The sequence below is a fragment of the Mesorhizobium sp. M0019 genome, assembly GCF_040323975.1.
Lineage (GTDB): Bacteria > Pseudomonadota > Alphaproteobacteria > Rhizobiales > Rhizobiaceae > Mesorhizobium.
In genome coordinates, this window is record NZ_JAMYVK010000010.1 from 124,159 (window position 1) to 143,742 (window position 19,584).

Sequence of the window (19,584 nt, forward strand, 5' to 3'; positions counted from 1 at the left end):
AGAGGACCAAGAACAATGCAGCCTAATTTGAAATTCTCGCGCGGCGAATATGCGGAGCGCCTCGCCAAGACGCGGAAGGCCATGCAGGTCAAGGGCGTCGATCTATTGATCGTCAGCGACCCGTCCAACATGGCCTGGCTGACCGGCTACGACGGCTGGTCGTTCTATGTGCACCAGGCCGTCATCGTGCCGCCGTCGGGCGAGCCGGTGTGGTACGGCCGCGGCCAGGACGCCAACGGCGCCAAGCGCACCGCCTATCTCGCGCACGACAACATCGTCGGCTATGCCGACCACTATGTGCAGTCGACCGAGCGCCATCCGATGGAGTTTCTGTCCAGCGTGCTCTCCGATCGCGGCTGGGGCAAGCTCAGCATCGGTGTCGAGATGGATAATTACTGGTTCTCGGCCGCTGCCTTCGCAGCGCTGCAGAAGCACTTACCCAATGCCCGCTTCGTCGACGCCACGGCACTCGTCAACTGGCAGCGCGCGGTGAAGAGCCCGACCGAAATCGACTACATGCGCAAGGCCGCCCGCATCGTGGAAGCGATGCACCAGCGCATCGTCGACAAGATCGAGGTCGGCATGCGCAAATGCGACCTGGTCGCCGAGATCTACGATGCCGGCACGCGCGGCGTCGACGGCATCGGCGGCGACTATCCGGCGATCGTGCCGCTGCTGCCGTCGGGCGCCGACGCATCGGCGCCGCATCTGACCTGGGACGACCGGCCGATGAAATCGGGCGAGGGCACCTTCTTCGAGATCGCCGGCTGCTACAACCGCTATCACTGCCCGCTGTCGCGGACCGTGTTCCTTGGCAAACCGACGCAGGAATTCCTCGATGCCGAAAAGGCGACGCTGGAAGGCATGGAGGCGGGACTTGCCGCCGCCAAGCCCGGCAACACATGCGAGGACATCGCCAACGCCTTCTTCGCGGTGCTGAAGCGGTACGGCATCGTCAAGGACAATCGCACCGGGTACCCGATCGGGCTTTCCTATCCGCCTGACTGGGGCGAGCGCACGATGAGCCTGCGTCCAGGCGACCGCACCGAGTTGAAGCCCGGTATGACCTTCCATTTCATGACCGGCTTGTGGCTTGAGACGATGGGGCTTGAAATCACCGAATCCATCCTGATCACCGAGACGGGCGTCGAGTGCCTGGCGAATGTGCCGCGCAAACTGGTGGTGAAGAATTGAGCCCGATGTCCAGCCTTCGCCCGTCACCGATCACGCCGACCGTCGATTTCGAGCGCGACGGCGTGCAGCACGGTTTCCTGCGCCTGCCTTACAGCCGCGATGATTCCGCCTGGGGATCGGTGATGATCCCGATCTGCGTCATCCGCAACGGCAAGGGGCCGAGCGCGTTGCTCACCGGCGGCAATCATGGCGACGAGTACGAGGGGCCGCTGGCGCTCTATGACCTCGCCCGTACGCTCGACCCGAAAGACGTCAGCGGCACGATCATCATCGTGCCGGCGATGAACTATCCGGCGTTCCGCGCCGGCACACGCACCTCGCCGATCGACAAGGGCAATCTCAACCGCAGCTTTCCCGGCCGGCCCGACGGCACGGTGACCGAGAAGATCGCCGATTATTTCCAGCGCGAGCTTCTGCCCCGCACAGACATCGCGCTCGACTTCCACTCCGGCGGCAAGACGCTCGACTTCGTGCCGTTCTGCGCCGCCCACATCCGGCCCGACAAGGTGCTGGAAGCGAAGGGTTTCGCTGCGGTTGAAGCCTTCTCCGCACCATGGTCGATGAAAATGCTGGAGATCGACGCGGTCGGCATGTTCGACACTGCCGCCGAAGAGATGGGCAAGCTGTTCATCACCACAGAGCTTGGCGGCGGCGGGACTTCGCGCGCGGAAACGGTGCGGATCGCACGTCGCGGCGTGCTCAATGTGCTGCGCCATGCCGGCATCGTCGCCGGCGCGGTCGAGATGCAGCCGACCCGCTGGCTCGACATGCCGTCCGGCGATTGCTTCTCGTTCGCCGAGGACGACGGGATGATCGAAACGATGATCGATCTCGGCGAGCCGGTGGCAGAGAACCAGGTGCTGGCACGTATCCATTCCATAGGCCGCACCGGCGGCGCTCCGCAGGAGATCCGGGCCAAAATGTCCGGTCTGTTGGCGGCGCGGCATTTTCCGGGGCTGGTCAAGGCCGGCGACTGCGCTGCCGTGGTCGCCGTGCTGGTCGATTGAGGGCTAGAGCGGGATGCGTTCAACGCCCATCCCGCTCTATCTGTTTGTTTAGCCGCATTTCTGCGACGCCAAGTGATTCACTTGGCTGCAAAATGCTCTAGGAAGCCGATGTCGGGAACGGCTCGGTCCTGCCTTTGGGGCGATCGCCGATCGCAAAGACGGCGCTCGCCTCGCTGACGATCGAGACATGATCCTTGGCGGCTGTTCCGGCGGCCGTACTGTCGCCGCGCATGATTGCGGTGACGATGGCGTCATGCTCCTGCCAGGACTGGGCCAGCCGCCCGGGCAGCATGAATTGCGCGCGCCGGAACGGCGCCAGCCGGCCGCGGGTCATGACGGTCAGTTCATAAATGTGCTTGCTGTGGGCGCCGCGATAGAGCCGGGTGTGGAATTCGGTGTTGAAAAGCTCATACTGTTCTTCAGCACCGAGCTGCACGAAGCGCGCCGAGGCCTGGTGCTCAGCCTCCAGCGTGCGGCGCTCGCCAGCGGTCATGCGCTCGGCCGAGAACCGCGCGCAGATCGCTTCAAGCTCGGCCATGCTTTCGAACATCGAGGCGAGGTGCTCCTGCGTCACCACGGCGACGGTGGCGCCGCGGTTCGGCCGCCTTTCGACCAGCCCCATGGCGCTGAGCCGGCTGAGCGCTTCCCTGATCGGCGTGCGTGAGACGTCGAAGCGGGCCGCGAGCGAGGCCTCGTCGAGCTTTTCGCCCGGGCGCAGGAAACCGGTGACGATCCGGTCGCTGATCGCCCTCACCATCTGATCGACGGTCGTGCCCGACCTGATCAAATTGCGCTTTCCCGACACGTCTCCTCCGTCCAGTCTTTTCGCTAGAGCCGTAAGCCACTCACCGGCTTCGATTCCTCCGCATCTCTGTATGCCTATGTTTTAGCCTTCATGTCAAATTGGCGATTTTGGAGGCAAAAAGTGTATGCAATTGCTCCGGCTTTGTGCAGTCCACATCGGCACACTCATTGATATTGCTGAATAAATCTCATTTCTGAAACTGGCATGCTGATTGCATACACTTCTTTCATTGAGGTGTTAACCGGCCCCAAAGGCCCCACAGAGGGAGCATTCAATGTCCGAGAGATTCATGCTTAGCCGCCGCGACCTGCTCAAGACCTCCGCCGCCGGAGCGGCGCTCGGCCTTGCGTCCGCATCGTTTCCGATCAGCAGGGCCTTCGCCGCGACGGCCACTGTCGGCTTCATCTATGTCGGGCCAAAGGACGATTACGGCTACAACCAGGCGCATGCCGAAGGCGCCGCCACGCTGAAGGGGATCGAAGGAATTTCCGTCGTCGAGGAGGAGAACGTGCCGGAGACGGTCGACGTGCAGAAGACGATGGAATCGATGATCAATCTCGACGGTGCGTCGCTGATCTTCCCGACCTCGTTCGGCTATTTCGATCCGCACATGCTCGCCATGTGCGCGAAATTCCCCGACGTGCAGTTCCGCCATTGCGGCGGCATGTGGAACAAGGACAAGCATCCGATGAATGCCGGTTCCTATTTCGGCTATATCGGCATGGGCCAGTATCTGAACGGCGTCGTCGCCGGTCACACCAGCAAAGCCAAGAAGCTCGGCTTCGTCGCGGCAAAGCCGATCCCGCAGGTGTTGCTCAACATCAATTCCTTCCTGCTCGGCGCGCGCTCGGTCGACCCGACCATCACCTGCCAGGTGATCTTCACCGGCGAGTGGTCGCTGGCGGTCAAGGAGGCGGAGGCCACCAATGCGCTGGTCGACCAGGGTGCCGACGTCATCACCTGCCATGTCGACAGTCCCAAGGTGGTGGTCGAGACGGCGGCCGGGCGTGGCGCCTTCGTCTGCGGCTATCATGCCAACCAGAGCCCGCTAGCGCCGGAAAAATACCTGACCGGCGCGGAATGGAACTGGGCCAAGGTCTACAAGATGTTCGTCGACGATCTGGTGGCCGGCACGCCGCTGCCCAACTTCACGCGCGGCGGCCTGGCCGACGGCTTCGTCAAGATGAGCCCGCTCGGCCCCGCCGTCGGCGACGCCGCCCGCAAGCAGTTCGACGGCACGCTGGCCGAAATGATGAAAGGCGGCTTTTCCGTCATCAAGGGTCCGCTGAAGAGCAACAAGGGCGTCGTCGTCGCGACCGAAGGCCAGGCCTTCGCCGAGACCGCGCTCGAACTCGAAAGCATGGACTACCTGGTCGAGGGCGTCGTCGGTTCGACCGCCTGAACCGGATCGGAGACGGGGCCATGGCAGACACTGTCAGCACTGCGGGCGCACCAGCGCTGTTTGGCGCCAGGAATTATCCGGCGGCGATCGAATGGACGGCGCGGCGGGCGGAAGCGTTCGTCATACCGCTCGCGGCGCTGATCGTCGGCATGGCGCTGTTCAGCGTGTTCATCGCGCTGGTCGGCAAATCGCCGGTGCAACTCTACGAGACGATGTGGCGCGGCGGCTTCGGCTCGTGGTTCTCGATCCAGAACTCGCTGTCGCGGGCAGCACCGCTTTTACTGGCAGCGCTCTGCGTGGCGCTGCCGGCACGACTAGGCCTCGTCGTCATCGGCGGCGAAGGCGCGATCGTGCTGGGCGGCGTTGCCGCCGCCGCCATCGGCGTCGCGGCGAATGGCGCGCCGGCTTTTCTGGTCATCCTGCTGATGGGCGTGGCGGGCGTGGTCGCCGGCGGCATCTGGATCGGTGCCGTCGGCGCACTCCGCCACTACCGCGCCGTCGACGAAACCATCTCCAGTCTGCTGATGGCCTATATCGCCATCGCGCTGATGAACCATCTGGTCGAAGGGCCTCTGCGCGATCCGGCTTCGCTCAACAAACCCTCGACCGAGCCGCTGGCGGATGCCTACCGCATCGGCAACATTCCAGGCATGGACGTGCACTGGGGCCTCGTCGTCGGCATTCTCGCCTGCGTCCTGTCCTGGCTGCTGATCGAAAAGACGCGCTGGGGGTTTGCCGCTCGCATCGCCGGCGGCAATGTCAGGGCGGCCCAGGTGCAAGGGCTTGCCGTCGGGCCGCTGATCGTCGGCTTCACCGGGCTCGCCGGCGGCTGTGCCGGGCTGGCCGGCATGCTGGAGGTCGGCGCCGTGCAAGGCAGCGCCAACGCCTCGCTCGCCGCCGGCTACGGCTATACCGGCATCCTCGTCGCCTTCCTCGCCCGCCACAATCCGCTCGCCATCATCCCGGTCGCTTTCCTGCTCGGTGGCATCGGCGCTTCGGGCGGGCTGATCCAGCGCCGCATGGACCTGCCCGACGCCACCGTGCTGGTGCTGCAAGGCATGCTCTTCGTGGTCATCCTGTTCAGCGAAACTTTTTACGGCCGCTTCAAGGTCTTCAATCCCGATCTGTGGAAGAGAGGCTCCTGATGAACGCGACCGAGATCGGCCTGTGGGGCGTGCCGCTCGCCATTCTCGGCGGCGCCATCCGCGTTTCGACGCCCTTCATCTTCGTCTCGCTCGGCGAAGCCATCACCGAGCGCTCCGGTCGCATCAATCTTGGCCTCGAAGGCACGCTGGTCTTCGGCGCAATGACCGCCTATGCGGTCGCAGTGGTGACCAGCTCGCCATGGCTCGGCGTGCTGGCTGCCGCCGGTGCCGGTCTTTGCTTCGGCCTGTTCCACGGCTGGATCTGCAAATTCCGCGGGGTGAACGACATCGCCATCGGCATCGCGCTGATGCTGTTCGGCTCCGGTCTCGCCTTCTTCTTCGGCAAGCCGTTCATCCAGCCCTCGGCACCAGACCTGCCGGCCATCGCCTTCGGTGGCTGGTCGGATATCCCGCAGGTGCAGGCGGCGCTCAACGTCAACATCCTGTTCCTGATTGGTGCCGCACTTGCCGTGTTCCTATGGTGGGCCTTCCGCAACACCCGCGCCGGCCTGATCGTGCGCGTCGTCGGCGACAGCTCCGATGCGGCGCGCGCCATGGGGCTCAATCCCAACACCGTGCGCCTGCTTGCGACAGGCGTCGGCGGTGCGCTCGCCGGCATCGGCGGCGCCTATCTGTCGCTTTATTACCCCGGCAGCTGGACCGAACGCATCTCGTCGGGGCAGGGCCTGATGGCGGTGGCGCTGGTTATCTTCGCGCGCTGGAATCCGCTCGGCTGCTTTGCCGCGGCACTGTTGTTCGGCGGCGCCGGCGCGCTAGGCCCGGCGTTGCAGTCGGTCGGGGTGACGCAGGGCTACTATCTCTTCTACGCCGCACCTTACATCCTCACGCTCATTATCATGATCGCCACATCGTCGCCGAACCGCTCGCTTGCCGGCGCGCCGGGCGAGTTGTCGATCACCAAATGACTGGATTTTTTCCGATGAACGCCAGAGCCGAGATCACCCAGCGCTACATCGACGCCGACCCTTATCCATGGCCCTATAATGGCGAGCTGCGGCCGGACAATACGGCGTTGATCATCATCGACATGCAGACCGATTTCTGCGGGCCGGGCGGTTATGTCGATCATATGGGCTACGATCTTTCGCTGGTACGGGCGCCGATCGAGCCAATCAAGTCGGTGCTCGCAGCCATGCGTGCCAAGGGCTACACCATCATCCACACGCGCGAGGGCCACCGGCCCGATCTCGCCGACCTGCCGGCCAACAAGCGCTGGCGCTCGCGCCGCATCAATGCCGGCATCGGCGACCCCGGACCTTGCGGGCGCATCCTGGTGCGCGGCGAACCCGGCTGGGACATCATCCCCGACCTCTATCCGGCGGCGGGCGAACCGATCATCGACAAGCCGGGCAAGGGCTCGTTCTGCGCCACCGACCTCGAACTGATCCTGCACCAGCGCGGAATCGAAAACATCGTGCTGACCGGCATCACCACCGATGTCTGCGTCCACACGACGATGCGCGAGGCCAATGATCGCGGCTTTGAATGCGTGATGCTGGAGGATTGCTGCGGCGCGACCGATTACGGCAACCATCTCGCCGCGATCAAGATGATCAAGATGCAGGGCGGCGTGTTCGGCGCGGTGTCGAATTCGGCATCCTTCGTCGCGCAGCTGCCGTGAGGACACGATCTTGAGCGGAAGCATCGGCAAGAAAGCCGTCGGCGTCGAGACCATCGGCATGACCATGCGCTTCGGCGCCTTCACCGCGCTGGACGACGTCTCGATCAAGGTGCCGGCGGGATCGTTCCATGCGCTGCTCGGCGAAAACGGCGCCGGCAAGTCGACGCTGGTCAAATGCATGATGGGTTTTTACCATCCGACCGCCGGCGACATGCTGGTTGATAGCCGCGAGGTCGCGATCGCCAGTCCGAAGGATGCCTCGGCGCTCGGGCTCGGCATGGTCTACCAGCATTTCACGCTCGTCCCGTCGCTGACCGGCGCGGAGAACCTGGTCATTTCGCGCGAGAAGGTGCCCGGCGTCATCGACTGGCGCAAGGAGCGCGCCGCACTTGCGCAATTCATGCAGCGTATGCCGTTCAAGCTGCCGCTCGACGTCAAGGTGGCGGAACTTGCGGCCGGCGAGAAGCAGAAGCTCGAAATCATCAAGCAGCTCTATCTCGGCCGCAGTTTCCTGGTGCTCGACGAGCCGACTTCGGTGCTCACTCCCGGCGAGGCACACGAAGTGCTTGGCCTGGTGCGCGACATGACCAGGACCGGCGACCTCACCGTGCTGATGATCTCGCATAAATTCCACGAGGTGACGGCCTTTGCCGACGATATCACCGTGCTGCGCAAGGGCAGGCTGACCGGAACCGGAAAGGTCTCCGAACTTTCCCACAAGCAGATGGCGGCGATGATGATCGGCGACCAACCGATCGCCGCGCTCGACAGCCGCGCCCCGGTGCCGGCCGGCGCCAGGCAGGTGCTGACGGTAAAGTCGCTGAAGGCGCCCGACCGCACCGGCTTGAAAACCATCGACATCGGCGAACTCGATGTGAAGTCGGGTGAGATCGTCGGCATTGCCGGCATCTCCGGCAACGGCCAGAAGGAGTTTCTCGAAGTCCTTGCCGGACAGCGGGCGCGCAATGGCGGCGACGTTCTGGTGAAAGGCTCGCCCTATGGCGCCAGCCGCAGCGAGGCGCGCACTCTCAATGTCCGCTTCATTCCGGAGGAGCCCTTGCGCAATGCCTGCGCACCGAAGATGACGGTGGCGGAAAACATGGCCTTCCGGACCTTCGACCTCAACGAGGCCGGCAAGCCGGTCAACTGGATCAGGATGAGCGCGATCAGGGACTACGCGGCCCGTCTGGTCCAACAGTTCAAGGTCAAGACGGCATCCCTCGCTTCGCCGATTTCGTCGCTCTCGGGCGGCAATGTGCAGCGCGCGGTGCTGGCGCGGGAACTGACCGGCGAGGTCGATTTGCTCATCGTGTCGAACCCCTGCTTCGGCCTCGACTTCTCCGCCGTCGCCGAAATACGCGCCCGCATCATGAAGGCGCGCAATGCCGGCGCCGCGGTGCTCCTTATGTCGGAGGACCTTGATGAGCTGCTCGAGCTCTCGGACCGCATCTTCGTCATGTCGGACGGCGCGCTGGTCTACGAGACGCCGATTGCGCAGGCGAGCGTGCAGACGATCGGCGAGCACATGGCGGGACATCACTGATGGCGGAGATCGAGGCGCTGCCGTTTCCGTTCTCCTTCAAGCCTGAGGCGATGGCGCTGGTCGTCATCGACATGCAGCGCGATTTCGCTGAACCCGGCGGCTTCGGCGCCAGCCTCGGCAACGACGTCAGCCGGGTGGCGGCGATTGTGCCGACGGTGAAGAGATTGATCGAGGGGTTCCGCACCGCTGGCCTGCCGGTGATCCACACGATGGAGTGCCACAAGGCAGACCTTTCGGATCTGCCGCCGGCCAAGCGCAACCGCGGCAACCCATCGATCCGGATCGGCGATGTCGGGCCGATGGGTCGTGTGCTGATCGTCGGCGAGCCGGGAACGGCGATCCTCGATGAACTTGCGCCACTGCCTGGCGAAATCGTCATCGAAAAGCCGGGCAAGGGCGCGTTCTATGCCACCAGCTTCGGCGATGACCTGAAGCGGCTCGGCGCACAGCAACTGGTCTTTGCCGGAGTGACGACGGAGGTCTGCGTGCAGACGACGATGCGCGAGGCCAACGACCGCGGCTATGAATGCCTGCTGGCCGAGGATGCTACCGAGAGCTATTTTGCCGAGTTCAAGGCGGCAGCCCTTGCCATGATCAGGGCACAGGGCGCCATCGTCGGCTGGACGGCGACGACAGACCAGGTGCTCGAGGGGATTGCCAATGCCTAACCTTGCCTTTGCCGGCCTCCTCAATGGTGGCTGGCGCGATCTGCCGTTCGAGCCTTTCCGCGATGGCATTACGGCGCATTGGCTGCTCAAGGGTGGACCGATGGAACCGTCGGTCGCCATCCTGAACTACCGGCCCGGCGCCGGCGTGCCGCGCCATCGCCATGCCGGGCTGGAAACGATCATCGTGCTGGAAGGCACACAGAGCGACGAGAACGGCGATCATGCCGCGGGCAGCGTGATCCTGAACCCGGTCGGAACCGAGCATTCGGTGTGGACGAAGGATGGCTGCGTGGTGCTCATCCAGTGGAACCTGCCGGTAGTCATTCTGGGCGAGGCCAAATGAGCGACATCCGCTTCGACATAGCGAGCCTGCACGCCGCCTATCAGGCCGGCGTCAGCATCGGCGAGATGATCGATGCGGTCGATGCGCGGCTCGCGGCGGCCGATGACCCCGGCATCTTCATCCATCTGGCGAGCAGGGCGGAGATGTTGGCCGAGGCGGAAAAGCTCGGCCCGTTCGATCCCGTGGCAAAGCCGCTGTGGGGCATACCGTTCGCGGTCAAGGACAACATCGATGTTGCCGGCATGCCGACCACGGCGGCTTGCGCCGAATATGCCTACTTGCCGACGAAAGACTCCACCGTCGTCGCGCGGCTCAAGGCCGCCGGCGCGCTGGTCGTCGGCAAGACCAATCTCGACCAGTTCGCCACCGGCCTGGTCGGCGTTCGCACGCCCTATCCAATCCCGAGGAATGCGATCGACCCGAAACTGGTGCCGGGCGGTTCCTCGTGCGGCTCGGCCGTGGCGACGGCGCGCGGCATCGTCTCCTTCGCGCTCGGCACCGATACCGCCGGTTCGGGGCGCATACCCGCCGGCCTCAACAACATCGTCGGGCTGAAGCCGAGTGTCGGCGCGCTATCAGCCGCCGGCGTCGTGCCGGCCTGCCGGACGCTTGACTGCGTCTCGGTTTTCGCGCTCACCGTCGATGACGGCTATCACGTGTTCGAGGCGGCGGCGGCAAAGGACCACGCCGATCCCTATTCGCGTGACCTCTGCATTCAGGCTCTTGCCGCGCGCCCGCCGGTGCTGACGGTTGGCGTGCCGGCCAGGGCCGACTGGACCTTCTTCGGCGACCAGGCGATGCAGGCGGGCTTCGAGGCCGCCCTTGCCTCGTTGGAGACGCTGGGCTGCAGGCTGGTCGAAATCCCGTTCGGCGATTTCTACGCCGCCGCCAACCTGCTCTACGAAGGCGCCTGGGTAGCCGAGCGTTACGCCGCGATCAGGGACTTCATGGATGCCAACGAGGCCGCCATGCATCCGGTGACGCGGCAGATCATCGGCGGTGCGCGAAAACTTTCCGCCGCGGACGCTTTCAAGGGGCTCTATGCCCTGCAAGGCTATAAGGCCAAGCTTGCGCCGGTCATCGCCTCGGTCGACGTTTTCTGCGTGCCGACCGCGCCGACGCACTACACAGTCGAAGCGGTGTTGGCAGACCCCATCGTCACCAACAGTCGGCTTGGCACTTACACCAACTTCGTCAATCTGCTCGACATGTGTGCCATAGCCGTGCCGACCGGAACCCGTAGCGACGGTTTGCCGATGAGCGTCACCTTGCTTGCCGCGGCGGGCAAGGACCATCTGACGGCGTCGCTTGCGCGCGACGTGCATGCGGCAAGCGGCCTTTCGCTGGGCGCTACAGGCTGGCCGCTGCCGCCGCGTGGCGATGTTCGCGTGGACGTGGACGAGGGCACGATCGAGCTGGCCGTGGTCGGCGCGCATCTATCGGGGATGGCGCTGAACGGCCAGTTGCAGCAGCTCGGCGCGATTTTCGCCCGGGCGGCAAGAACGGCGCCGCTCTACCGGCTTTATGCGCTCGCCGGCCAGTCGGTGTCGCGACCGGGGCTCGAGCGCAGCTGCAATGGCAAGGGGACAGCGATCGAGGTCGAAGTCTGGCGGCTGTCGCCGCAGGCCTTCGGCCGCTTCGTCGCGGCGATCCCGCCGCCGCTCGGCATCGGCACGCTTCTGCTCGATGACGGAACGTCGCCGAAGGGCTTTCTCGTCGAAAGTGCCGGCCTCACCGATGCAAAGGAGATCTCGCATTTCGGCGGCTGGCGCAACTTCATGGCGGATCAGCTGCAGCGGAGCTGACGCCATCACTCGACCCTTTGCCGGAACTTCGAGTGACAGCTCGAGCAATCCTGCAAGATGAGGTGCAGGAGGTGCTCCGCCGGCAATTTAGTGGGATCGGCTTCCGGCGGCCCCGGCCGCTTGCCAAGCAGGCTGCCGCCGCCCATTGCCAGGCCGGAACCCATTCTCATGTCGTCGGTGATGCGCGGCGGCGCCCGCTCGGCGTCGGAGGCCAGGGCGCTGGCCAGCGTTCCGATGTGGCGTGCCAGCCCTTCGAACTCCGCGCGGGCGGGGTTGATATCCGGCCTGGCGCCTGAAGGCGCTCCCAATGTCGCGCTGGGGAATTCGGCAATCAGGGCAGGGCCGGTGCGGGCGCGGATGGTCTCGGCCGCCGCCTTGAAGGCTGCGGCGTCGTACGCCTGCTTGCCGTCGAACATCCCAGCGATCGCCTTTGCCGCCGCGGCCATGTCCTTCATCGAGGCCTGGCGAGCCTCGATGATCGCATCCCGGTCCGAATGGGCAGCAGCGAGCACGACAGAGGCGCAGCCAAGCGATAGCACCGTTACCAGCGCCACCAGCCTCACTGGGCCACGCCTTGTCCTGCCAGCTCGTCGATGATCGGGCAATCCGGCCGCTCGTCGCCGTGGCAGTGACTGACCAGATGGTGGAGCAAGCCGCGCAATCCGACCAGTTCGGCGATCTTCCTGTCGATCTCCACCAGCTTGGCTTTCGCGATCGCCTTCACGTCGGCGCTATCACGTTCCCTGTCCTGGTACAGCGACAGCAGCTGGCGGCATTCGTCGACCGAAAACCCCAGGCTTCGCGAGCGCTGCAGGAAGCGTAGCCGGTGAATATCGGCCGTCGAGTAATCGCGATAGCCATTGTCTGTCCGTGCCGGATGCAAGAGCCCGATGTCCTCGTAATAACGGATCGTCTTGGACGGCAGGCCGGATTTTTCGGATGCGACGCCGATGTTCATGGTGGAAAATCTCCTTTGTCGGAGGAAATAGACCTTCCAGTAGATGGAAGGTCAACATGATGTGGCGATTTTGGATGCCCGACGCAACCGCCCGCCCGCTCCAACCGTTTGCCTGCCAACAGCGCACACTGAACCTTCGGGAAGAAATCAGTTTTCGGAAACGTTTATCGAACAGCGCTCAAAACCCGGTGTTCGACACCGGGTAACGATGAGCAAGGACCCTCCGGCGGCACGTTACACCGTGCACACGCCGAGGAGACAGAATATGCCCGTCAACGCCTATATCAACCGGATCGCGACGGCGGTGCCGGAGCACGAGGTTCATCAATTCTACCTGCGTTTCGCGGCCTCCATGCTCGCGGCCGATCGCCGGAGACTCTTCGAACGCATGGCCGATCTTGCCGGCATCGAGCACCGCTATTCCTGCTTTGCGCCGGCGTCCGACCCCGAAGGACCAACTGCCGACCTGGCCGGGACCTTCATCCGGGGCGCGTTTCCCGGAACGGCCATGAGAATGGCGATGTTCGACGATGCCGCACCTGTTCTGGCGCAAAAGGGCATCGACGGATTGCAGCTTGGCGACGACGCTTCCCGCATCACCCATCTTATCGTCACCACCTGCACTGGCTTTTCGGCGCCGGGCGTCGATCTGGAGCTGATCGCGCGTTGCGGGCTTCCCGATAGTGTCGAACGCACGATGATCGGTTTCATGGGTTGCTACGCGGCGATCAACGGGCTCAAGCTGGCCCGCCACATCGTCCGCTCCGACCAGCAGGCCAAGGTCCTGCTGGTCAATATCGAGCTCTGCACGATGCATCTGCGCGAAACCACCGAACTGGAAAAACTGCTGTCGTTCTGCCTCTGGGGCGACGGCTGCGCGGCTGCGCTCGTCACCGCCGAGCCGGCCGGCATCGAGCTCGATAGCTTTCACTGTCTGGTGGCGAGGGAGCGGCGGGATCTGATGCGCTGGAATATTCGCGACCACGGCTTCGAAATGGTTCTTTCCGGCCAGGTGCCGGCAGCGATTCATGAGGCGTTGCGGAACAGCCAGGCCGCCATGCTCGGCGGCCGGCCGACCGAGGCAATCGACCTTTGGGCCGTGCATCCGGGTGGACGTTCGGTGCTCGACGCCGTCGAAAGGGCCCTGGAACTGGAGCCCACCGCACTGGAACCATCGCGCGAGGTGTTGCGCCAGTATGGGAACATGTCGTCGGCGACCGTCATGTTCGTGATGAAGGAGATGCTGAAGGCGCCACCCGGCCTGCTCGGTTGCGGCATGTCGTTCGGACCCGGGCTGACGGCCGAAACCATGCTCTTTCGAACGGTGTCATGAGCGGCCTGGAGCACCGGCAGCTTGCGCCGGAAATCCTCGACGAACTTGCGGCCGAAGATCCGCGAGCGCTGACCGCGCGCCGCGACCTTCGGCGCATCAATATGCTGATGTTTCAGGCGCCGATCATGACGTCGTTGCTCAGGAGGTTCGTGCCAACGCCGCCACGCCGCATCCTGGAGATCGGCGCCGGCGATGGCTCCTTCATGCTGGCGGTGGCGCGGCGCATGGCCAGGCATTGGCCCGGGGTCGAACTGGTGATGCTCGACCGCGTCGGCCTCCTCACCGCGCAATTGCGCGGCGATTTTGACCGGCTGGGATGGAGGGCGGAAGGCGTCACCGCCGATGTCTTCGACTGGGCAGGAAAGATCGAGGGTGCGCGTTTCGACGCCGTCACCGTCAATCTGTTCCTGCATCACCTCGATGATGCACAGCTCGTGCGTCTGTTTTCGCTGATCGGGCCGAAAGCCCCGTTGCTCATTGCGACAGAGCCGCTGCGGGCGAAACTGCCGCTGGCCGCGACCCGTCTTCTGCCGGCAATCGGCGCCAATGACGTCACACGAAACGATGCGGCGCAAAGCGTGCGTGCCGGCTTTCGCGGCAGCGAGCTTTCCCGTCTCTGGCTTGCGGCCAACGGCAAACCGGTCGAGGAGCGGCGCGCCGGCCTGTTTTCCCACATCTTCGTCGGCGCCAGTGCCAGTGTCGAGCCATGACGCGATTGTCGACTCATGACGCGATCGTCATTGGTGCCGGCCCGGCGGGCACCTCCGTCGCGCTCACGCTGGCCCGGCGCGGGTGGGTCGTGGCCATTGTGGAAAAGACCGCGTTTCCACGCCGCAAGGTCTGCGGCGAATACATCTCGGCAAGCAATCTTGCGCTTCTCGACCGGCTCGAGATCGGCGATGCCTGGCGTACCAATGCCGGCCCCGAAATCCGCCGCGTCGGCTTGTTTTCCGGCGAGACCTGCGTCGAGGCGGCAATGCCACGTACAGGAGCTGGGCCTCGTGGGAAAGACAGCTTCGGCCGGGCGCTCGGCCGGGACATTCTCGACTCTCTGCTTCTACAGGCGGCGCGATCGGCGGGTGTCGAAATCTTCCAGCCCTGCCGCGCCGTCGCCATCGAGCCGGACGGTGAGATGCAAAGGGTGCGAATTCAGGCCGGGGATGAAGCGGCGATGTTGCGTGCGCCGGTGATTGTCGCCGCTCACGGCTCTTGGGAACCGGGACCATTGCCCAGCCAGCTCGGAAAGGCCAATCGCCCGTCGGACCTGCTCGGCTTCAAGGCGCATTTCACCGGGTCGTCCCTGGCGCCGGATTTGATGCCTCTGCTGGCCTTCCCCGGCGGCTATGGCGGAATGGTTTCGGCGGATCATGGCCGGTTGTCGATCTCGTGCTGCATCCGGCGCGATATGCTCGCGCGGCTGCGTAAACAATATGGCCCCAAACAACGGAGCCACGTGTCGGCCGCCGATGCGGTCTCCCGGCATCTCCTGAATTCATGCCGGGGCGTGCGGGACGCCCTGGAACCGGCTCTCCTCGACGGTCCGTGGCTTGCCGCAGGTCCGATCCGGCCGGGAATTCGCTCGTGCTACGAAGGGGACATCTTCCGCGTCGGCAATGCAGCCGGAGAGTCTCATCCTGTCATCGCCGAGGGCATCTCGATGGCGCTTCAGTCCGGCTGGCTGCTGGCTTGCGAACTCGCATGCTCGCCAAGTGGCCGAGCGGGGCGCGAGGCTGCCGCCAGACGCTACGAGGCGGCCTGGAAAAGACTGTTTTCGACACGGGTCTACGCCGCCGCGGCCGTTGCCGGAATTGCCCTTCGCCCCGGCAGCGCCACCTTGATGGCGGCGATCGTCCGGAATTTCCCGCAGGCACTGACGCTGGGCGCGCAACTGAGCGGCAAGACCAGGCCGGTTCCAGGCTTCGTCTAGGCGACATAGCGGTCCCATGAGCCGTAGTGCTCCTTGCTTCGGCGCCCCCGAGGCAGGCTGAGGCCGATCACAACTAGCCCTGCAACGGCATTGTTCAATGTCGAACCTCTGGTCGCGCCGTCGAGCAGCCAGGGCGCTGCGATCAGCCATAACCCGAACGGCAGGTTGAGGAAACGCAACGGCCGTGCCACCTCGGCCATGGCGCAGACCGCGATCGTGATGATCATGGCGCCCGAGAGGTGATCGCTGTTTGCAATGGCGCCGGCCGTGCCGAAGACCAGCCGCGAGACCATCAGCCAACCGCCGACGATACAGCATGCGACCAGCGTCCATGGAAACGTGACACCGCGAATGGCTGCGGCGGACTGTGCGGCAAGCGCGGCGGAAAAGCCGGGATCGTTCTTGTCCGCCTCGCCGTTCGGCTCCGGCCCGCCTTGGAAAAAGGTGCGCCAGAACGGACGGTCTGCCCGCACGCTGCGCAGCATGTACTGGCCCATGGCGACCACCTCGTCCAGCGTCAGCGGGATCATGACCAGCATGGCCGCCGCCGCGATGAGGCACAGTGTGCAATAGGTGCCGATCATGATCGGCTGGATGATGATGAAGAAGATCGAGACGCCGCCGAGCGGCACCACCAGGATGAAGAAGAAGGTCACCATCCAGGGCATGGTGCGCCAGCGGGTCGCCGTGCCCATCGCGCCCATCAGGGTTTCGATCATATAGGCCACGGCGCCAAGCCCGGCATCAGCGACTGGCCAGGCTCGAGAAACGTCGGATGTGATGATGAATTCCGTGCCGTTCCTGCCGTCTCCGCCGGGGAAGAACGGCTCCCAGACGGCACCCACATGGCCGAGCTGGTAGGCAGTGAGATAGCGGGCGATGAGGAAACCGAAGAAACCGAGCGCGATGATCGGCAGGCGCTGCAGCCAGGATGACGGCGAGTAGGTCCAGCCAGGCGAAACGGTGCTCTCGTCCATCATCCCTTCGTGGCTCATGCCCGGCATCATCGGGACGAGCACCGAGAAAGCGATGGCCAGCGCGCCGACGATCGTGTCGTTCATGGTGGCGGCGGCGCTCGGCGTCCAGAAGAACAGCGGCGCGAACAGCAGCCACAGGCCGGCGATCGTCGTGCCCCATTGCGCCCAGGAAAAACGCGGCGACAGTGCGAGCCCGCCAAACAGCATCAGCAGCAAGCCCGAGACAATGTCGCTCCAGCCGGTGAGCGCGTTGCGCAGCACCGGTTCCCACAGTCCACGCTCTTGCGTGACGTCACGCACAGTGCCGGCCGCCGCCGGATCGAACAGCGCGAACTGAAGCGGGCTGGTGAGGAGCCACACGCCAAGCGTGATGACCAGGAAATGAGCCCACAGCATCTGCTGGCCCATCCCCGCCATCTCGGCCATGTGTCCGGGTTTCATCTTGTCGTGTTTGGCCTCGAACGCCTTGTCTTTCTCTCGCGCTTTTGTTCCGCTGCCGGCCACCTTGGCCGCGTTGAGCTTGTTGGCCCGATACCAGCCGGCGGGATCTGCCTTGAGCGCGTCGACGATCCGCGGCAACGTCTCGCGCAGGGAATGCCGGGGCTGCCAGCCGAGGACATTGCGGGCACGGCTGATATCGATCGCGTAGTGGTCGTCGGCGATATCGACCATCCAGGGACGAACGAATGATTCTTCGCCCAGCACGTCCTGTTGGACCCAGGCACCCGCCTTGGCGAGCGCCTTCGGCACCTCCCGTGTCTCCCAGTTCTCGCCACGGATCAACCGACCAATCTCGGCTTGAAGTTCGCCGTAGCCCATGACCTCAGGCTCGCCGAGAAGCAGCGCCAGCTCCGTGGGAAGTTTCTTCCGCCGATCTATAAGGCGCGCCACCGCATCGGTGAGGTCTTCCAGATGCAGGAACGACTGCCCGGTGTGCAGGTCACCCGGATATACATGCCCCGTCGGATCCTCTTCGTAGATACGCGCAATCTGATTGGCGAGGAATGCGTTACGGCCGAGATCATCATAGACGCCGGCCGGCCTGGCATAGACGACAGGGATCGCCCCGTGCTGCTCATGGATCAGGCGCTCGGTCTCGATCTTCGAGGTGCGGTAGGGTAGGTTCGATTCGAGCGGCCAATCCTCATCGATGATGTCGCCTGGTCGGCCACCCTTGTGCGCCAGCATCGAACTCATGAAGACAAACTGCTCGACCTCAAATTGTTTCAGGGCGCGCAGGAGCTTCTCGGTGCCGCCAACCGTAATCTTTTCGTAGAGCGGGTTCCGTTCGCCTGTGAGATCGAAATAGGCCGCAAGATGGATCACCGAGGCGAGGCGGGCGCCATAGGCCGTCCGCACGCGCGCCAAGCCGGCTGCCACGGCGTCCTCCGATGTCAGGTCGATGCAGACGCACTCCGCGGCCGGCGGCGGCTGACGCGTCGCCGCCCGGTCGAGGCCGACGAGAGCAAACCGGTCGGCGAAGCTGTTGACCAGAGCCGAGCCGATGAAGCCGGTGCTGCCGGTAACAATAACCGTGTCTTTGCGCTTCGCCATCCAGACCTCATAGCCGGCGATTTGCCACTCCTGAGAGGGCCGAAGGCGACAGACGTTAAGAGCCGAGGGGCCGGACCAGTTCCGACGCCGACCCGATGACGCTGCTGCTTCCGATGACGACTACAACTTTCCGCCCTTTTTGCTCTTTTGACCCCGACTGCCTATGCCGTCAGGTTCGCAAATATTTGACCAGCGCCGCGATCGCGAGCACGAGGGTGACAAGCACCAGGACCCAAATGAGCGCCATGCCGCCCATCATCCACATTGAACCGTCCATCATCATCACAATCATCCCTCCCGCCGCCGCTGCCACCGGCGATTGCGAGGGGAACTAGTTCGCCATGTACGCCCGTCAAGGCGAACTCGATCAGCCCACGAAGGCGGTGGCTTGCCGATCAATCAAGGCACGTTCAATGCTATCGACGAACGAGTTCATAATAGGCTTCTGCCAGAACATGCTGACCGCGCGGTAACTCCGGAAGGGCAAGGCTTTAATCCAGCGCCTCCAGCGCCCGCAGCAAGTGTTCCGCGACATCTGATCTGCCTTGCCGATATGCCTCTGTAACAGGGCCAGTAGCTGCCTTTCGACATTCATGGTTCGGTCCGCCATTGGACGACCTCCGGAGGACGACCTCCGGAAGTTAGCAATAAGCCTGACGGTTCCAGCCACCGGAAGGTCAAGCGCTCCTTTCAAGAAGGTAGAACAGGTTGAGAGCGCTTGTTGAACCGCAGCCGAGTTGTCGCCCGGCTCTACTCTCCTCCGCCGCAGCCGTCTGAGAGATCCCAGACGTCGACGACCTGCTTGCCGGTGAAACCGTGCTCGCGGATCAGGAACTTCGCCAGCCCGCCATACACTTTCCAGCGCCAGCATTGGCAGCAGCATGGGCCTTTCTCGTTGGAATTGGCCATCGCATAGTCGTAGGCCTGCTGCTCTTCGCCGGAGAGTTTCACATCGTAGTAGGGCATCATCTTCTGTGCGATGCCGGCCGGAATATCGTACGGATCGCTTGGGATCATCGCGATCTCGCGGTACCTGGCCAGGCCGCTCACCTGCTCGGCATAGCGCTTCGTCTCCATCGGGCTGCAGCACGAGCCCGTGATCCGCGACGTTGCCGGCATGGTCGCGATCGATTCCGTGAACTTGGTCGAACACGTGCTGTTGCCGTTCTGGCTGAGATATCTGAAACGGCGTGCCAGATCGGGATCCTCAGCGGCGATCGCCAAATCCGGCCCCTTGAGCAGGCTCACGACCGCAGCGGCGCCAAAGGCGCTTCCCAGAAC

General features: G+C 64.2%; 19 protein-coding genes. 13 read left to right on the forward strand and 6 right to left on the reverse strand.

Going from position 1 to position 19,584, the window contains the following annotated elements; translation table 11 throughout:
- The first annotated feature begins 15 nt into the window (after positions 1–15).
- Together doeA and doeB are read left to right on the forward strand one after the other, a co-directional pair.
- Complete coding sequence (gene doeA, locus NKK47_RS10400; RefSeq protein WP_352576453.1) at positions 16–1,194, forward strand: ectoine hydrolase DoeA; 1,179 nt, start codon at positions 16–18, stop codon at positions 1,192–1,194.
- 5 nt (positions 1,195–1,199) lie between these two features.
- Complete coding sequence (gene doeB / locus NKK47_RS10405; protein ID WP_352576455.1) at positions 1,200–2,201, forward strand: N(2)-acetyl-L-2,4-diaminobutanoate deacetylase DoeB; 1,002 nt, start codon at positions 1,200–1,202, stop codon at positions 2,199–2,201.
- A gap of 97 nt (positions 2,202–2,298) precedes the next feature.
- Here doeB and NKK47_RS10410 read toward each other — a convergent pair whose 3' ends face one another.
- Entirely contained in the window at positions 2,299–2,958 is a 660-nt protein-coding gene (locus tag NKK47_RS10410) for a GntR family transcriptional regulator (RefSeq protein WP_352576522.1), read from the reverse strand.
- 322 nt (positions 2,959–3,280) lie between these two features.
- Here NKK47_RS10410 and NKK47_RS10415 point away from each other — a divergent pair, with 322 nt between their 5' ends.
- From NKK47_RS10415 to atzF, 8 genes are read left to right on the forward strand one after another with little or no spacing between them, the layout of a single operon-like run.
- Positions 3,281–4,408: a BMP family ABC transporter substrate-binding protein gene (locus NKK47_RS10415; protein WP_352576456.1), complete on the forward strand. Its 1,128-nt coding sequence runs from the start codon at positions 3,281–3,283 to the stop codon at positions 4,406–4,408.
- Positions 4,409–4,428: 20 nt separating this feature from the next.
- Entirely contained in the window at positions 4,429–5,553 is a 1,125-nt protein-coding gene (locus tag NKK47_RS10420) for an ABC transporter permease (RefSeq protein ID WP_352576458.1), read from the forward strand.
- Positions 5,553–6,479, forward strand: coding sequence for an ABC transporter permease (locus tag NKK47_RS10425; RefSeq protein ID WP_352576460.1), 927 nt, complete (start codon positions 5,553–5,555; stop codon positions 6,477–6,479). Before NKK47_RS10420 ends, NKK47_RS10425 begins: the two co-directional genes overlap by 1 nt.
- A 14-nt stretch (positions 6,480–6,493) precedes the next feature.
- The gene (gene biuH, locus NKK47_RS10430) at positions 6,494–7,195 is read left to right on the forward strand and encodes a biuret amidohydrolase (protein WP_352576462.1); all 702 of its coding nucleotides are present in this window, start codon (positions 6,494–6,496) and stop codon (positions 7,193–7,195) included.
- Positions 7,196–7,205: 10 nt separating this feature from the next.
- A complete protein-coding gene (locus NKK47_RS10435; protein ID WP_023677213.1) occupies positions 7,206–8,738 on the forward strand; it encodes an ABC transporter ATP-binding protein in 1,533 nt (510 codons plus the stop codon).
- Positions 8,738–9,406 (forward strand): cysteine hydrolase family protein, encoded by a 669-nt coding sequence (locus NKK47_RS10440; RefSeq protein WP_352576464.1) that lies wholly within the window; start codon positions 8,738–8,740, stop codon positions 9,404–9,406. The genes NKK47_RS10435 and NKK47_RS10440 overlap by 1 nt, the downstream gene beginning before the upstream one ends.
- Positions 9,399–9,749, forward strand: a complete 351-nt coding sequence (locus tag NKK47_RS10445) for a cupin domain-containing protein (protein WP_352576466.1) — start codon at positions 9,399–9,401, stop codon at positions 9,747–9,749. The genes NKK47_RS10440 and NKK47_RS10445 overlap by 8 nt, the downstream gene beginning before the upstream one ends.
- Entirely contained in the window at positions 9,746–11,554 is a 1,809-nt protein-coding gene (gene atzF / locus NKK47_RS10450; protein WP_352576468.1) for an allophanate hydrolase, read from the forward strand. The genes NKK47_RS10445 and atzF overlap by 4 nt, the downstream gene beginning before the upstream one ends.
- A gap of 5 nt (positions 11,555–11,559) precedes the next feature.
- Here atzF and NKK47_RS10455 read toward each other — a convergent pair whose 3' ends face one another.
- Together NKK47_RS10455 and cueR are read right to left on the reverse strand one after the other, a co-directional pair.
- Positions 11,560–12,117: a cytochrome c gene (locus NKK47_RS10455; RefSeq protein ID WP_352576470.1), complete on the reverse strand. Its 558-nt coding sequence runs from the start codon at positions 12,115–12,117 to the stop codon at positions 11,560–11,562.
- Entirely contained in the window at positions 12,114–12,512 is a 399-nt protein-coding gene (gene cueR / locus NKK47_RS10460) for a Cu(I)-responsive transcriptional regulator (RefSeq protein WP_352576472.1), read from the reverse strand. The genes NKK47_RS10455 and cueR overlap by 4 nt, the downstream gene beginning before the upstream one ends.
- A 265-nt stretch (positions 12,513–12,777) precedes the next feature.
- On the opposite strand from cueR, the gene NKK47_RS10465 reads away from it, so the two are divergent.
- Genes NKK47_RS10465 through NKK47_RS10475 form a run of 3 tightly spaced genes read left to right on the forward strand, consistent with a single transcriptional unit; the run spans position 12,778 to position 15,772 of the window.
- Positions 12,778–13,845, forward strand: coding sequence for a type III polyketide synthase (locus NKK47_RS10465; RefSeq protein WP_352576473.1), 1,068 nt, complete (start codon positions 12,778–12,780; stop codon positions 13,843–13,845).
- Complete coding sequence (locus NKK47_RS10470) at positions 13,842–14,555, forward strand: methyltransferase domain-containing protein (protein WP_352576475.1); 714 nt, start codon at positions 13,842–13,844, stop codon at positions 14,553–14,555. The genes NKK47_RS10465 and NKK47_RS10470 overlap by 4 nt, the downstream gene beginning before the upstream one ends.
- Positions 14,552–15,772 (forward strand): NAD(P)/FAD-dependent oxidoreductase, encoded by a 1,221-nt coding sequence (locus tag NKK47_RS10475; RefSeq protein WP_352576477.1) that lies wholly within the window; start codon positions 14,552–14,554, stop codon positions 15,770–15,772. The genes NKK47_RS10470 and NKK47_RS10475 overlap by 4 nt, the downstream gene beginning before the upstream one ends.
- On the opposite strand, the gene NKK47_RS10480 is transcribed toward NKK47_RS10475, so the two are convergent.
- The 3 genes from NKK47_RS10480 to NKK47_RS10490 all read right to left on the reverse strand — a co-directional run bounded on the left by NKK47_RS10480 (position 15,769) and on the right by NKK47_RS10490 (position 19,551).
- Positions 15,769–18,303, reverse strand: coding sequence for an NAD-dependent epimerase/dehydratase family protein (locus NKK47_RS10480; protein WP_352576479.1), 2,535 nt, complete (start codon positions 18,301–18,303; stop codon positions 15,769–15,771). The two genes, NKK47_RS10475 and NKK47_RS10480, sit on opposite strands and share 4 nt — an antisense overlap.
- 367 nt (positions 18,304–18,670) lie before the next feature.
- Positions 18,671–18,913: a hypothetical protein gene (locus NKK47_RS10485; RefSeq protein ID WP_352576481.1), complete on the reverse strand. Its 243-nt coding sequence runs from the start codon at positions 18,911–18,913 to the stop codon at positions 18,671–18,673.
- 140 nt (positions 18,914–19,053) lie between these two features.
- Positions 19,054–19,551 (reverse strand): hypothetical protein, encoded by a 498-nt coding sequence (locus NKK47_RS10490; RefSeq protein WP_352576483.1) that lies wholly within the window; start codon positions 19,549–19,551, stop codon positions 19,054–19,056.
- Positions 19,552–19,584: the final 33 nt, after the last annotated feature.

Bases quoted from the DNA above. Each gene is read 5' to 3' on its own strand.
- doeA (WP_352576453.1), top strand. From the start codon at position 16: ATGCAGCCTAATTTGAAATTCTCGCGCGGCGAATATGCGGAGCGCCTC.
- doeB (WP_352576455.1), top strand. From the start codon at position 1,200: ATGTCCAGCCTTCGCCCGTCACCGATCACGCCGACCGTCGATTTCGAG.
- NKK47_RS10410 (WP_352576522.1), bottom strand. From the start codon at position 2,958: ATGGTGAGGGCGATCAGCGACCGGATCGTCACCGGTTTCCTGCGCCCG.
- NKK47_RS10415 (WP_352576456.1), top strand. From the start codon at position 3,281: ATGTCCGAGAGATTCATGCTTAGCCGCCGCGACCTGCTCAAGACCTCC.
- NKK47_RS10420 (WP_352576458.1), top strand. From the start codon at position 4,429: ATGGCAGACACTGTCAGCACTGCGGGCGCACCAGCGCTGTTTGGCGCC.
- NKK47_RS10425 (WP_352576460.1), top strand. From the start codon at position 5,553: ATGAACGCGACCGAGATCGGCCTGTGGGGCGTGCCGCTCGCCATTCTC.
- biuH (WP_352576462.1), top strand. From the start codon at position 6,494: ATGAACGCCAGAGCCGAGATCACCCAGCGCTACATCGACGCCGACCCT.
- NKK47_RS10440 (WP_352576464.1), top strand. From the start codon at position 8,738: ATGGCGGAGATCGAGGCGCTGCCGTTTCCGTTCTCCTTCAAGCCTGAG.
- NKK47_RS10445 (WP_352576466.1), top strand. From the start codon at position 9,399: ATGCCTAACCTTGCCTTTGCCGGCCTCCTCAATGGTGGCTGGCGCGAT.
- atzF (WP_352576468.1), top strand. From the start codon at position 9,746: ATGAGCGACATCCGCTTCGACATAGCGAGCCTGCACGCCGCCTATCAG.
- cueR (WP_352576472.1), bottom strand. From the start codon at position 12,512: ATGAACATCGGCGTCGCATCCGAAAAATCCGGCCTGCCGTCCAAGACG.
- NKK47_RS10465 (WP_352576473.1), top strand. From the start codon at position 12,778: ATGCCCGTCAACGCCTATATCAACCGGATCGCGACGGCGGTGCCGGAG.
- NKK47_RS10470 (WP_352576475.1), top strand. From the start codon at position 13,842: ATGAGCGGCCTGGAGCACCGGCAGCTTGCGCCGGAAATCCTCGACGAA.
- NKK47_RS10475 (WP_352576477.1), top strand. From the start codon at position 14,552: ATGACGCGATTGTCGACTCATGACGCGATCGTCATTGGTGCCGGCCCG.
- NKK47_RS10480 (WP_352576479.1), bottom strand. From the start codon at position 18,303: ATGGCGAAGCGCAAAGACACGGTTATTGTTACCGGCAGCACCGGCTTC.
- NKK47_RS10485 (WP_352576481.1), bottom strand. From the start codon at position 18,913: ATGGCGGACCGAACCATGAATGTCGAAAGGCAGCTACTGGCCCTGTTA.